11 protein-coding genes are annotated in these 14,236 nt (G+C 71.2%); 6 read left to right on the top strand and 5 right to left on the bottom strand.

What is annotated here, in order from left to right; genetic code table 11:
* Positions 1-8: 8 nt before the first annotated feature.
* Positions 9-878 (bottom strand): aminoglycoside phosphotransferase, encoded by an 870-nt coding sequence (locus ACIBSV_RS01890; RefSeq protein WP_395858931.1) that lies wholly within the window; start codon positions 876-878, stop codon positions 9-11.
* Between the two features lie 250 nt (positions 879-1,128).
* On the opposite strand from ACIBSV_RS01890, the gene ACIBSV_RS01885 reads away from it, so the two are divergent.
* Positions 1,129-1,617: a GNAT family N-acetyltransferase gene (locus ACIBSV_RS01885; RefSeq protein WP_395858930.1), complete on the top strand. Its 489-nt coding sequence runs from the start codon at positions 1,129-1,131 to the stop codon at positions 1,615-1,617.
* 133 nt (positions 1,618-1,750) lie between these two features.
* Here ACIBSV_RS01885 and ACIBSV_RS01880 read toward each other — a convergent pair whose 3' ends face one another.
* Positions 1,751-2,725 (bottom strand): acetylxylan esterase, encoded by a 975-nt coding sequence (locus ACIBSV_RS01880; protein ID WP_395858929.1) that lies wholly within the window; start codon positions 2,723-2,725, stop codon positions 1,751-1,753.
* 279 nt (positions 2,726-3,004) lie between these two features.
* On the opposite strand from ACIBSV_RS01880, the gene ACIBSV_RS01875 reads away from it, so the two are divergent.
* The 4 genes from ACIBSV_RS01875 (at position 3,005) to ACIBSV_RS01860 (ending at position 5,770) form a co-directional block, all read left to right on the top strand.
* Positions 3,005-3,406, top strand: coding sequence for a VOC family protein (locus ACIBSV_RS01875; protein WP_395858928.1), 402 nt, complete (start codon positions 3,005-3,007; stop codon positions 3,404-3,406).
* A 305-nt stretch (positions 3,407-3,711) separates the two neighbouring features.
* Positions 3,712-4,353: a hypothetical protein gene (locus tag ACIBSV_RS01870; protein ID WP_395858927.1), complete on the top strand. Its 642-nt coding sequence runs from the start codon at positions 3,712-3,714 to the stop codon at positions 4,351-4,353.
* 30 nt (positions 4,354-4,383) lie between these two features.
* Complete coding sequence (locus tag ACIBSV_RS01865; protein WP_395858926.1) at positions 4,384-5,139, top strand: class I SAM-dependent methyltransferase; 756 nt, start codon at positions 4,384-4,386, stop codon at positions 5,137-5,139.
* Positions 5,140-5,227: 88 nt separating this feature from the next.
* Complete coding sequence (locus ACIBSV_RS01860; RefSeq protein ID WP_395858925.1) at positions 5,228-5,770, top strand: GNAT family N-acetyltransferase; 543 nt, start codon at positions 5,228-5,230, stop codon at positions 5,768-5,770.
* Between the two features lie 6 nt (positions 5,771-5,776).
* On the opposite strand, the gene ACIBSV_RS01855 is transcribed toward ACIBSV_RS01860, so the two are convergent.
* From ACIBSV_RS01855 to ACIBSV_RS01845, 3 genes are all read right to left on the bottom strand, one after another.
* A complete protein-coding gene (locus tag ACIBSV_RS01855; RefSeq protein WP_395858924.1) occupies positions 5,777-6,796 on the bottom strand; it encodes a helix-turn-helix domain-containing protein in 1,020 nt (339 codons plus the stop codon).
* Positions 6,797-7,046: 250 nt separating this feature from the next.
* A complete protein-coding gene (locus ACIBSV_RS01850) occupies positions 7,047-7,553 on the bottom strand; it encodes a DinB family protein (RefSeq protein WP_395858923.1) in 507 nt (168 codons plus the stop codon).
* A 100-nt stretch (positions 7,554-7,653) separates the two neighbouring features.
* A complete protein-coding gene (locus tag ACIBSV_RS01845) occupies positions 7,654-12,978 on the bottom strand; it encodes an NACHT domain-containing protein (protein WP_395858922.1) in 5,325 nt (1,774 codons plus the stop codon).
* A 583-nt stretch (positions 12,979-13,561) separates the two neighbouring features.
* On the opposite strand from ACIBSV_RS01845, the gene ACIBSV_RS01840 reads away from it, so the two are divergent.
* A complete protein-coding gene (locus ACIBSV_RS01840) occupies positions 13,562-14,023 on the top strand; it encodes an HIT family protein (protein WP_395858921.1) in 462 nt (153 codons plus the stop codon).
* The last annotated feature ends 213 nt before the right edge of the window (positions 14,024-14,236 follow it).

Here is a 14,236-nt window from a genome sequence, read left to right as displayed (position 1 = left end):
GGCGGAAGCTAGGTCCACAGGCTCGCCCAGGTGTGGGCGGCGTGGGCGAGGGCTTCGGCGCCCCAGACGCCGTCGGCCGCCTCCTCGTCCCAGCGGCGTGCCTCGGCCAGCGTGAAGGCGCGTACGCCGTCCGGGGTCGCGTCGCGCCATCCCGGGGTCCGGGTCACCCAGGCACGGGCCTGTTCGGGAGTGTGGCCACCGGCGGAGACCAGGCGCAGGCCCCATAAGGCCGCGTCGATCCACGCCGGGCCGAGCGCGGGCCAGGCCCAGTCGACCAGGCGGGCCCGGGTGCCGTCGACGAGGACGTTGCAGGCGGCCGGGTCGGTGTGCAGCAGAGACGTCCCGGTCAGCAGGTGCTGTTGGGCCGGACCGCACCAGTACCCCCAGCGATCCCACGCGCTCGGCAACCGCAGTCCCGGCACCGGACACCCGCCCAACTCGGCGAGCGCGTCCACCACCAGGGCCAGGTCCGGCGACCCGGGTGTGTAGTCCGCATGGCGACCGTCGATGCCCTCGAACGCCAGCAGATGCCACCCCGCGACCTCCAGCCGCCACAACACGCGCGGAGCGCTCGCGGGAAGGAACGCGTTCACCCGTTCCTCTTGGTCGAGTTCGTCGACCGGCTCCCAATGCGATCCCCACCATCCGGACCCCTCGCCGGCGGGGGCGCCGACGAGCACGGGGGCGGGCCTGCGTTCGCGCTCGCGCTGTGCCTTGACGAAGACGGTCCGACCGTCGGGAAGCGTCAACACGGCCGACGCACCGCAGTTCGCGCCGCCCACCGTGTCCGCCACCACGGGTTGCACGCCGAGCCGGCCCCGCACCGCCTCGCGCACCCGCACCGGAAGTCGATCCCACGCCACGTGGGCGATCGCCACGTCAGGGCGCCGGAGGCGGCGGATGCTCCGGCGGCGCCGGCGGGTTCTTGTCCGGCGACCTGGGCCCGGGTGGACGCCCCGGGTTGTCCGGCGTCGACGGCCCTCGCGGAGACGTACGCCCCTGACGCATCATGCATCGCAGCGTAGACCCGGGTGCCGACCCGCGAACAGGGCCCGAGCGCGATGATCGTCATCGTCGGTCCAAAGGAAACGGCTGGCGCGAAGGTTGCCGTCCCGGCATGCTGGGGCGATGTTGATCAGGGAAGCCGGCGCAGCCGACTGGGCGGGCATCTGGCCGTTCTTCCACGAGATCGTCACCGCCGGGGAGACGTTCACCTACCCGCTCGATCTCGGTATGGACGAGGCCCGCGAGTGGTGGCTCCTGGCCCCGCCGTTTCGGACCGTGGTGGCGGTCGACGAGGACGGGGCGATCCTCGGTACGGCGAAGATGAATCGCAACCACATGGGCAACGGTTCGCACATCGCCAGTGCGAGCTACATGGTCGATCCCGCACGCTCGGGCCGGGGCGTCGGCCGGGCGCTGTGCGAGTACTCGATCGCGTGGGCCCGGGCCCAGGGGTATCGGGCGATGCAGTTCAACGCGGTCGTCGAGACGAACGTGCACGCGGTACGGCTCTACCGCAACCTCGGCTTCGAGGTGATCGGGACGCTGCCGGAGGGCTTCCGGCATCCCGAGCACGGATACGTCGGGCTGCACATCATGCATCTCGCGCTCTGAGCGGGCTTCGCGCGCCGGTCGGTTCCCGACCGGTTCTCCATGGGTCCGCACCGGTTCCCGACCCGTTCCCGGTCCGTTCGGGGCGCGCTCCGCGGTAGTGACGGGCACGCCCCACAAGACTCCTGATCGGTCGTCAGGCCCGGAGAGCGGTGCGGAGCCAGGACAGGCGCAGGCCGTCCTGGAAGGCGCCACCGCCCTCGTGGCCGTTGAACGGATAGACCTCCATGCGCTTCGCCGCCGGGTAGTGGTTGTAGGCGGCGAACACCGTGGACGGGGGACAGGTGGTGTCCATCAGGGCCACGCTGAACAGGGCCGGCGCGGTCGCACGGGCGACGTGGTTGACCGCGTCAAAGTAGCCGAGCGTACGAAACGCCGCGTCGACGTGGTCGCGGTGCGCCGCGAGGTAGCGGGTGAGTTCGCCGAACGGGCCGGTCGCGGCGATCTCGGCGCCGCGGCGGAAATGGCACAGGAACGGCACTTCGGCCACCACGGCGGTCAGATCGGGAATCAGGCCGGACATCGCGAGCGCGATGCCACCGCCCTGGCTTTCGCCGACCATCGCGATCCGGGTCGGGTCGACGGCCGGGTGGCTGCGTGCCGTCGCGACGGCACGGACCGCGTCCACGAACACACGGCGGTAGAAATACAGGTCCGGATCGGTGATGCCGCGGGTCATGAAGCCCGGGTGGGTGGGGCCGCCGCCCGCCGGGGCGTCGTCGCCGGTACCGCCGCTGCGCCACACGCTGCCCTGGCCGCGCACGTCCACCACGAGATGTGCGAACCCGGCTGCGGCATACAGGAGTTGCTCGTGCGGGAGGCCGCGCCCGCCACCGTATCCGGGGAACTCGACGACGCACGGCAGCGGGCCGTCGCGGTGGGCGGGCAGGACCAGCCAGGCGTGCACGCGCTGACCGGCGTACCCGGCGAAGGACACGTCGTGCACGGCCACCGCGGTCAGCGGGCCGGCCTCGGGCGTGAAGGTCGGGTCGAGGGGATGTGCGGCGGCCTCGGTGAGCGTACGCGTCCAGAAGGCGTCGAAATCATCCGGCTCGGTGCGAACCGGTCGAAAACCTTCCAGTTCCGTCAACGCCAGGTCGCTCAAGGGCATGCCGTGCTCCTCGTTCCTGTTCGGGTGCGGTCGATCGAGTGCCCGGGGATCGAGTGCCGGCGATCGTGTCGTCGGCCAATTCTGCACACCACCGGATCGGCGTGATCAATCGGGGCGAACGCGGCCGACGCGAGCGCCGGGCGCCCCGGAACCGCCGCCGTCGCCTCGGGCTTGACACTCCGCCCGCGGTCGATCGAGGATCGTGAGCGGCATCGAACGTCGGCACCGATCGGGTGCGGCGCACGAGGTGCCGGGGTAGTGCCTTGGAGGCATGCCACCGTGTCCATTCTCCTGAACCACACCATCGTCCTGTCCCGTGACCGGCGAATCTCCGCCGAGTTCACCGCCGGGATCCTCGGCCTCGAAGTCGGCCCACCGATGGGGCCCTTCCTGCCGGTCACCGTCGCCAACGGCGTGACATTGGACTTCGCGAGCGTCGACCCCGAGACGATCTCGCCGCAGCACTACGCGTTCCTGGTCTCCGAGGCCGAGTTCGACGCGATCTTCGAACGACTGCTCGCCGCCGGTGTCCGCTACTACGCCGATCCGCGGCTGAGCGAACCGGACGCGATCAACCGGCACGACGGCGGTCGAGGCGCCTACTTCCTCGACCCGAGCGGCCACTACCTGGAGATCATCACGCGCCCCTACGGCGGCGGCGAGGCGGACGCGGAGGTCTGAGCGGCCGAGCATGTCGCGTCCGTCCGCGCTGCGTTCGGGCGCCGGCATCCCCGACCCGAACCCTGAGACGCGACGCTTCCCAGGGGCGTATGTATCCAGCGGGGTAGGCGCGAGGGCGTACTTTCGTCCTCCTGTTCGTGCGCCGTCGGGAGTAGTACCCCTAGGGGCGGGTCCTCCCAAAGCAGTAACGGCAGTACCTACACACGACTGATTCGCGGCCTGTTGATCGCCCCTAGATTTATGGAGACGAAGACGAGGATCCGGCCGCAGGGTCGCAGAGTCGAAGATGAGAAAACGGGGACACCATGAGCGCCGCAACCAAGTCGGGGACAGTAGCCGCGTTCATGCGCTTCGTCTTCTTCGGCGGTGGTACCGGACTGGCGTCGAGCGCCGCGCTCGTGGCCCTGTCCGATCACCTGTCGATCGCCGTCGCCAACGCCGTGGTCACCGTGATCTTCACGCTGCTGGCCACCGAGTTGCACAGCCGGTTCACCTTCGGCGCGGGTCGGGCCCGGGGCCGGGTCCACGTCCAGTCGGCGCTGTCGGCCGCGGTCTCCTACCTGTTCACCACCGGCGCGATGCTCGCGCTGCACGCGGTGCAGTCGGCGCCGGGGGTGCTCAAGGAGCAGGCGGTGTACCTGACCGCCTCCGGCGCGGCCGGGATCGCCCGCTTCCTGTTTCTGCGGTTCGTCGTGACGGGCAAGGAGGCGAGTGTGCCGGGCGTCGCGAAGGGTGCGCCGACGACGGTGGTCGTTCCCGCTGCGACCGGCGTCGCCGTTCCCGCCGTCGCCGCTCCTGCCGTCAGCGTTCCCGCCGTCGTCGCGACTCCCGTCCCGGCCCCGGTTCGGGTCGTGCTTCCGGCCTGGTCGGCCATCGTCACGGTGGCCCTCCCCGCCGCCGGGGCGCGGCCCGTGCCCACCCGCGCGTCACTCGTCGCGACGGCCTAGCAGGATGTTCCCGCCGACAGGAGTACCGGTATGACCCGCGCCGCCGCCGAGCACTACGAGCGACTCCTCGCCGAGAACTACACCTGGATGTTGGGTGGCGACCTGGCGCCGATCGTCGCTCGGCAGGCCGAGTTGCTCACCGGGCTGGGTGTCGCCCCGACCGAGACGTCCGCGACCTCGGTGGATCTGGGCTGCGGGCCGGGCAATCAGAGCCTGGCCCTGGCCGGACTGGGCTTCGACCGGGTCCTCGCGGTCGACACGAGCCGAACACTGCTGGACGAACTCGCCGGATACGCCGCCGACCTGCCGGTGATCGAGCCGGTGCACGCGGACATCCGCACCGTCCTGGCCGAGTTGACCGCACCGGAGGCGGTCGCGGCCGTGGTGTGCATGGGCGACACCCTCACCCACCTGCCCACGAAGGACGATGTGAGCGCGCTGCTCGTGGACGTCGCCCGGGCTCTCGCACCCGGCGGCCGGCTCGTCGTCACCTACCGCGACCTCACCGAAACCCTGCACGGTATAGACCGGTTCATCCCGGTGCGCAGCACCCGCGATCGGGTGTTCACGTGCTTCCTGGAATACCCGGACGAGGACACGGTCCTGGTCCACGACCTGCTGCACATCCACGACGGCAGCGCCTGGACCCAGCACGTCGGCAGCTACCCCAAGCTCCGGATCGCGTCGACCTGGCTCGCCGACCGCTGTGAGGACGTCGGCCTGAAGGTCGAACACAACGAACCCGGACCACGCGGTATCCAGGTCCTGGCAGCGCGCAAGAGGTGACGGCCGCACGGGGTCACGGCCCGACAGCCCGGCGGCCGGAGGATATTCGCGTGCGGTTCGCGCGGTCGCCGTGATACCCCAGGCTCCCATGGAAGATCTCGAAACCACACGCCTCGTGCTGCATCCACTGACCGTCGCGGAGGTGGAGCGCGTGGTGGCCGGCACCCCCGGCGAGGACGCGCACTGGGCGCCGGGGTATCCGACGCAGGGCGATGTGGTCGGAGGCCGACGCTTCCTGGACACGTGCGCGAGCAGCGGCGATCCCGGTGTGTTCGGCAATTACGAGATCCGGCGCCGGGACGACGGGCGGGCCATCGGTGGGCTCGGCTTTCATGGAGCGCCGGACGCCGACGGTACGGTCACTGTCGGCTACGGCCTGATCCCGGACGCCCAGGGCCACGGCTACGCGACCGAGGCCCTGCGCGAACTCCTGCGCCTCGCCCGGGCGGCGGGCGCCGCACGCGTGCTGGGCGACACCGCGCGGGAGAACGTCGCGTCCCAGCGGGTGATGGCGGCCGTCGGTATGCGGCTCACCAAGGAGGACGCCGACCTGAGGCACTATGCGATCACGTGGCCGAAGCACGACGAGGATCCCGACGCCTCGACGCCCGGGCAGCCTGCGGGGGGATGACGCTTCCTAGGTGCCGGGGATCGCGGTGCGGCGGTAGGCGTCCGGGGTTTGGCCGGTCCAGCGTTGGAAGGCGCGGCGCAGGGCGCGGGCGTCGGTGTAGCCCAGCCGGCCGGCTATCGATTGCACCGGAAGTTCGGTCTCGCGCAGCAGTGCGGCGGCGCGCTCGTGGCGGACGGACTCGATCTCGTCGCGCCAGGTGGTCTCCAGGTCGCTCAGTCGTCGCTGTAGGGTGCGCGGGCTCATGGTCATGCGCTGCGCGACCAGTTCCAGGCTGAGTTCCTCGCCCAGCGCGCCGGCGACCACGGATCGGAACGTGCCGTGCCAGCCCGCCGCGGGTCGGGCGTTCTCCAGCAGGTTGTCCGCGTACCGGCGCAGGATCAGGGCGAGTTCGTCATCCGGGCCGGGCGGGCGGCGCGGTGGCGCGTCCAGGTCGAGGAAGGTCATCGAGTTCGCGCGGGCGCCGAAGTCGATGGCCCGCGTGCCGAACGCCTCGATCAGGTGCCGGTGATCCTTGGGCGCCTCGTGGGCGAGGGCGACGTGTACCGGTACCACCGACGGCCCCCTCGCGTCCCGTGCCCGCCTGAGCATGATCGCCATCGCGAACTCGTCGATCGCGGTCACCGCCGCCGGCGAGTACTTCGCGATTCCGTACGTGATGGTCAGCCGTCGGTCGTCCTCGACCACCGTCATGTCGACCGCGGGGTCGGTCATGGTGGGGAGGTAGCGGGCGGCGTCGCGGCAGCCGTCGGCGAATGTACCGGCGGTGGTGAACAGGTAGTCCCACACGTGCAGCCGCCCCTGTGCGGCCGTCTCCGCGGTCCGGATGCCGGCACCCGCCGGGCCGGCGTGCGTGATCAGCTCCCATGCCCGGACCACGCTCGCGGTGGGTACCCGCAGCAGCGGGTCCGCCGGCGTCTCCGGTTCGAAGCCCGGCAGAAACGCGAGTTCGCTCCGGGCCACCCCGGCCCGCAGGGCGGCATCCCGCACCACGCGCGCCATGTGTGAGGAAACCGTGTTCTCGATCACTGCCGGAGCATATCCGGGCGGTCAACCGCAACACCGATCCGGGATCTGTCGCGGATGGTCCCCTGATCGGCGCGAAGTGTCCCCCTTCTCGGCGTCGCATGTCCCCCTTCTCGGCGTGGAGTGTCCCCGTCTCGGCGTGGGATGTCCCTCCGGTGCGGGCGGTGGGTACGACTCGGCGGCGGTCGGAATCCGTGCGTGGGGCACGGATCCGGCCGCCGCCGAGAGGAGCCGGCCGTCGTCGGCCGGTGGGTCAGGGGCCGACCGTGCCGTCGATGCCCTCGCGCAGGAGGTCGGCATGGCCGTTGTGCCGGGCGTACTCGTGGATCAGATGGAACATGACCAGACGCAGCGACACGTCCTCGCCGGACTTGGGGTTGTGGCCGGTGACGTCGAGGGACTCGGCGGCGGTCTCGATCCGGCGCGCGTGCTCGATCTCGGTCTCCCAGGCGGCGAAGGCCTCCGCTCGGGTGGACGTACTCGCGTCGTAGGCCACCTGGAAGTCGCCCCGGTCCGACCACACCAGCGGGATGTCCTCGCCGTTGATCACCCGGCGGAACCAGGCCCGTTCCACCTCGGCCATGTGCCGAACCAGGCCGAGCAGGGAGAGCGTCGAGGGCGGCATCGACCGGCGGCGCAGGTCCTCGTCGGAGAGGCCGTCGCACTTCATCGCGAGCGTGGCCCGGTGGTAGTCGAGGAAGGCGCGGATCATCTCGCGCTCGTCGGCGATCACGGGCGGGCTGGGGCGTTCGGTGGGCATGGTGGCTTGCCTTCGATCGGTGGTGGGTGGGTGTCGGCGCGACAAGCCATCATGCCGTGCGCTCCGATGCCGTCGATCGAACCCGGTGCGCACGATCGGCTCAGACGTCGTCGGGGGCCGGCCGGTGCAGTGCGTACCCCTGGCCGAATGTGCGCAGGGTGCGCGCGACGGCGCGACGGGCGTAGGTGTTCGGGGACGCCGCACCCGGGTCGGAGCCCGTCCCGAGACCGCCCGCGGGCAGGCTGCGCAGTACCTCGGCCGCCTCCGCTCGCAGTCGCGGGCTGAGCAGGCCGAGCGCGGAGGTCGCCCGCCGTGTCGCGACAGGCGTCGCGGTGGGGTCGGCCAGGAGGGTGCGCAGTTCGGCCGCCGCCGCGTCGAGGAATCGCGGGCCGAGCTCGCCGAACAGCCGGGCCGCACGAGTGCGGGTGTACCGGCTCGTGTCGGCCCGGGCCAGGACGGTACGGAAGACCTCGGCGGCTTCGGGGAAGTGGCGGGGGCTCAGGAGGGCGAGCCGGCGCGCGATGTCCACGCGGTCACCGGCGCCGGCCTCGGCGGACCCGAGCAGGTCGCGCAACGCCCGGATGCCCTCGGACCGGTATCCCTGCCCGAGCTCCGCCAGACGCTCCGCCGCGGCACCGCGGGCAGAGGGCGGGCAGTCGGGAGCGGTGATCAGGGCGCGCAGGTGCTCCGCGCCCTCGGCGACGTATCCCGAGCCGAGTTCGCCGAGGGTGCGGGCAGCCAGCGTGCGCACGGCGGGTGTATCGGTGCGGGCCGCCAGGATCGAGCGGAGGATGACGGCGACGTCGGCGGTGCTGCCCGCGTGCACGGTCAGGAGCTTGCGGGCCGCGTCCACGCGTTCGTTGGCGGGCCTGTCGCGCGCGGTGACGATGGCTTCGAGTACGTCCGCGGCTTCGTCGCTGTATCCCGGGCCGAGCAGGGCCAGCGTCTGCGCGGCGTCGATTCGGGCGGAGACGTCGGCATGCGTTTCGTCGATCACGGCCCGGAGGAGGGAAGCAGCCTCGGGAGCGTACCCGTTACCGAGGCCGCCGAGCCGGCTCGCGGCGGCCGTCCGGGTACGGGGGGCGGTTTCGGACGAGAGGGCGAGGGCGCGCAGACGTGTCGCGGCTTCCTCGATGTATCCCTGCCCCACATAGTCCAGCAGTCCGGCCGACCACACTCGCTCCTCCGGAGTCGCCCAGGTCGAATCGGCGATCGATCGGAGCACGGTGGCGACCTCGTGCCGGTAGTCCCAACCCAGGTAGGACATCTGGAGCGCGGCGTCCGCGCATGCGCGCGCTGTGCTGTCGGGCGCGGCGAGCACCGCTCGATACACGTCGAGGGCCTCACCGACGAAGCGTCGTCCTTGAACGGACAGCACACGCGCCGCGTCCGCTTTCAGGCTCGCGTGCACGTCCGGTGCTTCGACAATGGCGCGCGCGAACGTCGCCACTTGGGACAGGTACTCGACACCGAGCCCCTGCAGGGCCTGTATGGCGCCGAGCCGGAAGCCGTCCTGGACATCCGGATCGGCGATGATCGATCGAAGCGAGGCCGCGGACGTGGTGGTCTCCTCGGACGAGAGGCGAGCCAGGGCTCGTGCGGCCCTGATGTGTACGCCGTGGAGGGAGCCGGGATCGTCTCGCAATCGGTGGAGTACTTCGATGATCTCGACCGGTGGGGATGCCTCGAGCCCGATGAGAGCGTCGGCGGCCGCGACCCACAGGAAGGCGTCCGTATCCGAGGCCACCAGCACCGCACGCAGGGCCGCCATCGCCGCCGGGACGTGGCCCGGCCCCAGGTCGGCCATGCTCGTCGCGACGGCGAGTCGGTCCTCGCTGTCCACATCGGGTGCGTCGAGCATCGTGCGCAGGACGCGGGCGGCCTCCGCGACGTGGTCGGGACCCAACTTGGCGAGGTTCACGGCGGCAAGCCTGCGCCACGAGGCATGCGTTTTGGGGTCGGTCGATATCGCCTGTAGTGCCGCCGCGGCCTCGACCACGTGCTTCGGGTCGATTCGGGCCAGCGTTGCGGCGATGGAACAGCGTTCGAAGAGAGAGGTGTCGGGTGCGACGAGGAGTCGGCGCAAGGTGGTGACTGCCTCGAGCACGTATTCCGGGGCGACCCTTGCCAACGCCGCCGCGCTGTCTTCCTTGGTGCCGGCGCCCGAGTCGGGGGCGACGAGTTCCGCACGCAGGATTCGCACCGCTTCCGGCAGGAGATCGGGGCTCAGCTCGGCCAGTTTCAGCGCGGTCTGGTAGCGGTCGAAGGGATGGGCATGCGGTGCGGTGAGGTCCGACCGCAATATCGCTTCGGCGTCCGGCAGCAGACGGGGGTCGAGTTCGACCAACCACGACGCGCCGTCTCGGCGGTCCGACGCCGAGGTGCCCGGAGCGGCACAGGCCGCTCGGAGCGCCCGTGCGGCCTCGGGGATGAACGCCCGGTCGATCTCGCGCAACGCCAGCGCGGCCTGCCCGCGATCGTCGATGTCGGCGTCCTCGGCGGTGAGAACCGCCACCAGGGCCTCGACACCGGGTGTCGTGTGCTCCCCGCCCAGACGGACGCAGATCGATGCAGCGTCCACACGTACGTGGGCGGAAGCGCGGTCCGAGGACAACACGGCGCGCGTGAGGTCGGCGGCCTCGCCGGCGTGTTGTGGTCCGAGGTCGGCGAGTGCGCGGATCGCCGCGATTCGGGTTGCCGAAGGACCCTTCTCGGCGTTCAGTACGCCGCGCAGGATGCCGAGCGCGGCATCGGGATCGTGGATGGCGAGCGCCTGCGCGATTTCCACGCGCAGGTCGTCCCGGCGGTGGCAACCGCCCACGTACTCGTCGAGCGCGGCGCGCACGCTCGGCTCGGGGGCCAGGATCGCGGCGTCCCGGATGGCGTGTTGCACGGACTTCGGCCTGTCCTCGTTGGACAACGTCAACAGCAGGTGCGCCACGAACGAGTCGGTGTGCGATGCCGAGGCCGGAATCCCGCCCGCGAGCAACACCCCGGCCAGCGCCGTGTAGTCGCCGGTGCCCCGATTCAACCAGCCCAGGATCGTGTCGCCCGTGCCATGCAGATGGGCGTGGTGGGCGAGCACGGCGTGGGCGAACAGGTCACCGTCGATCGCGCGGTGCACGACGTACGCCCATTCGGACTCGGCCGCGTCGAAGTGCCTGGGCAACTCGTTCGCGCGGGCGCTCGCCGCGATGTGTTCGGCGAAGCTGTAGTGGGTGAAGCGCAGGAAGTCGGCGTGGTGGGTGAAGACGCCGGCCGTGCCCAGGACCGAGGTGACCAGGCTGCCCCATTCCGGGACGCCGCGGCGGGTGGGTCGGCAGCCGTGTTCGTCGAGCCGGTCGAGGGCGAGGTCCAGGAGGGTTCGGGTGGCGGCGGCCGGGTCGGTGACCACGGTGACGGCCAGGTGCTCCACGAGTTCGTCCCGGTGTTCGAACAGGAAGGCCGCGCTTGCCCGGTGGGCGGCCGAGCGTGGGGTCCAGCGGTGTAGGACGGTTTGTTGCTGCTCGTGTACCTCCTCCAGGTGCGCGTCGGCCAGCAGCGTGAAGTAGTCGCAGTAGAGGGTGAATCGGCTTCCGGGCAGCGGGGTGCCGGGTTGCTTGCGGTAGACGAGCGCGGCGACGGTGGCCAGCAGCGGGACCCGGACCAGGTCGCGGATCCCGGCCGCCTCGGTCTGCCGCAGGAAGCCGTCGGCCAACTCCGGCCCGTCCGCGTGGTCGTGGAACCAGCGGTGGGCGAACTCGCGCAACTGCTCGCGGTCGAAGGGTTCCAGCGTGTACGTCCCGGTCGCCGCGTGCTGGAGCGGTGCCAGTTCGTCGTTGGGCAACGGGCGGGTGGTGATCAGCAGCCGGAATCGCCCGTCCGGATTGCGGACCCGGCCGGCCAACTCGGCGACCAGGCCGCGCCGTCGCTCGGGATCGGTGATCTCGTCGAGACCGTCGACGATCAGCAGGCAGGTGGTGCCCTCGGGCAGGTGGTCGAGCAGGTCGTCCGGGAGGGGGTGGTCCAGGTGCGGGGCCAGTTCGGCGGAGAGGATGCGGACCAGGCGGGGGACCAGCGCGCTGCGGTCGGTGGCGAGGCGCCCGGCAGTGACCCGGAGCGGCAACAGGCGTTCGGCGTCGTCGCCTTGGCCCGATCGTGCTTCGTAGGCGGTGGACAGGGACGCGGCCAGTTGCAGGCTCAACGTGGACTTGCCCTGGCCCGCGCCGCCGGTGATCAGAACGTGGCGGTGCAGGTCGAGGGTCTCCTCGGCGGCGCGCGCGGGGGCCACCGGATGCACCGTCGACTCCACGGTCGAGTCCACGGGCACGAAGTGCCGCTTGCGTCGCTCCTCGTCGTGTCGGTGCCGGAGCAGGTGCCGCTCGTGATCGCGCGACTCCTGGCGCGGCTCGGCCGGTTTCGTGGTCGGCGCGCTGCGGGCCTGTTGGCGGACGTACACGGTGGCCAGGCCGTCGAGCGGCGCGTCGTACAGGCGGTAGGTGAAGTTGCGCGCGGCGATGGTCTGGGCGTGCAACAACTCCCGTAGATGCGGCGGCAATGAGGGTGTGGTGTCGGCGGCCGAGGGGTGCCGGTTCCAACCGAGGACGATCCGCGCGCCGTGGTCGTCGTTGCGCTGTTGCGGTGGTGGGAAGCCCAGTTCGGGCAGGACGCGGTGCAGGTGGGTGTGTACGGTGGCCAGATCCAATGCCTTCGGGCCGCCTGGGACACCGTGTTCCAGGATGTCGATCAACCGGCCGGTGAAGGCGGTGTATCGGCCGCCGATCGGTGCGACCGCCTGTCGGGTGGCGGAGGCCGCGGCGAGGACGTAGGTGCCTTCCACGCGGGACATCTCGGCCAATCGGGCGTCTTGGGGCACTTGCGGGGCGCTCGGGCTCGTGGATCCCGATTTCGGGTCCGTCGTGCCCTCTCCCGACCAGCCCGGCCCTGCACCGCCCGGTCCCATCGGCTCCGGTCCCATCGCGTCCGGTCCCATCGCGCCGGCGAGGGCTCGGCCGGCGAAGCAGCAGTCCAGGAGTACCGCCTTGGCGGGGACTCGGCGGGCCGAGCGCAACACGTGGCGGACGTCCTGGAAGGGCAGCGCGGTGTACGCCCGGTCGGGTCGGCACCGGGGGAGGGACAGGAGCAGGTCCTCGGTGTCCGGCGAGATCAGGCCGTGACCGGCGTAGTACAGCAATACCAGATCGGTCGCTGCACCGGCCGCGTCGCTCAGCGCGTCGAGGACCTGGTCCCGGTGCTCGGGCTGCTCGATCACCACGCAGTTCCGCGCGGGCAGGCCCCACACTCGCGGATCGGTCAGCAACTCCCGTAAACGCACCAGGTTGCGGGCCACGGCCGGGAGTGGCGCGAGATGCTCGAAGTCGTACGCGCCGACCAGGACCACGCGCGACCCCTGCGGGTCGTGCGGCCCGGCGCCCGTGCCACTCACGCCGCGCCGTCTCGGGTCGCCGGCTCGCCGACGAGCTGCACACGCATCCATCCCCCTTGGCCTGCCGAGCAGTTCAGCGTAGTGGGGCCGGGGGGTGGGGGAGGAAGGCTTGGGGGGAGATCGCGACTGTGCTCTGGGGGGGCTGGGGGGCTGGGGGTCTGGGGGTCTGGGGGTTGTGTGCTCTGTGGTCTGACGGCCTCGTCGTTGGGCCGCGTCGTTCGGCCCGGGGGTTCACTCGTGTGGGTGATCCCATCACGAGTCGGTCACGCGTCCGCGCGTATCCGGGAGAGGGTGACTGCGGCCGGGCCGGATGGGGTGCGCAGAGCCCGCCGACCGGCGCCTTCGCGGGCCCGTCGCGGGTGTGTCCCAGGCGTGCTGCGGGCGGGTCACAGGTATGACCGAGGCGTGACGTGCGTTCGGCGGCGGTCGTTTCACCCATCGAACGTGGAGCCGCAGGAGGCTCTTGTCCCCGTTCGAGTTGGAGGCCGTCGTGAGTGGTTCCCAGGTACCCGGACCCCGCTCGTTTGCCGCGTCGACGTGGCCGGAACGCTACGCACAACCGGACTCGTACGCGAGCTGTCCGATGTGCCGCAAGGATTTCACCGCACCCGACATCGGGTGGGGATTGTTGCTCAAGCGCGGTGTGTACGGCAACGCGTACCTGTGGCGCGCCGGCCGGGTGCGTGGATACATCGTGGTGGTGTGGACCGGCGGACACGTTGCTCGGCTCACCGCGTTGTCGCCCCGACAGCTCGCGGGCTTCATGGCCGAGGTGATCTCGGCGGGGCGGGCGATCGAGGCGCACTATCGGCCGGTGCCCAAGCTCAACGTATCCCTGTTGGAGAACGACATCCCACATCTGCACGCACATCTGATCCCACGTCACCCCACCGAGCCCTCCCCGGGGCACCCGCAGCCCTTCGCCCACCTCGACCACGACCACCAGGACGAGACCCGCATCCAATCCGACGCCGCAGCCCTACGCGCCCTCCTCGCCTACACAGGCGCAACCTACGCCGCGGAATCGGGCGAGGGCGGCCCATGAACGCCGCCCGTGAACGACAACCACCCACCACCGACCCGCCCGCAAGCCGGCGAACCTCCCGGGCCCACCGAAGCCGCAGCCCCCGAGAGCGCCCGTCGACGGCCCTTGCGGAGGGTTGACACCCCTCGAAGCCGATGACCCACGCGGCGAACTCGATACTCACACCACGGAAGCCGGCCCCACCCCGGCGGAGCAATCCGAATGACGCGCCGA

This window comes from Embleya sp. NPDC050154, from assembly GCF_044460165.1.
Classification (GTDB): Bacteria; Actinomycetota; Actinomycetes; order Streptomycetales; family Streptomycetaceae; genus Embleya.
This window is presented reverse-complemented; position numbering and strand designations above follow the sequence as displayed.

Excerpts from the sequence above, each read along its gene's own strand:
- ACIBSV_RS01840 (WP_395858921.1), top strand. The coding sequence starts at position 13,562 with ATGTGCCGCAAGGATTTCACCGCACCCGACATCGGGTGGGGATTGTTG.
- ACIBSV_RS01860 (WP_395858925.1), top strand. The coding sequence starts at position 5,228 with ATGGAAGATCTCGAAACCACACGCCTCGTGCTGCATCCACTGACCGTC.
- ACIBSV_RS01870 (WP_395858927.1), top strand. The coding sequence starts at position 3,712 with ATGAGCGCCGCAACCAAGTCGGGGACAGTAGCCGCGTTCATGCGCTTC.
- ACIBSV_RS01865 (WP_395858926.1), top strand. The coding sequence starts at position 4,384 with ATGACCCGCGCCGCCGCCGAGCACTACGAGCGACTCCTCGCCGAGAAC.
- ACIBSV_RS01885 (WP_395858930.1), top strand. The coding sequence starts at position 1,129 with ATGTTGATCAGGGAAGCCGGCGCAGCCGACTGGGCGGGCATCTGGCCG.
- ACIBSV_RS01880 (WP_395858929.1), bottom strand. The coding sequence starts at position 2,725 with ATGCCCTTGAGCGACCTGGCGTTGACGGAACTGGAAGGTTTTCGACCG.
- ACIBSV_RS01850 (WP_395858923.1), bottom strand. The coding sequence starts at position 7,553 with ATGCCCACCGAACGCCCCAGCCCGCCCGTGATCGCCGACGAGCGCGAG.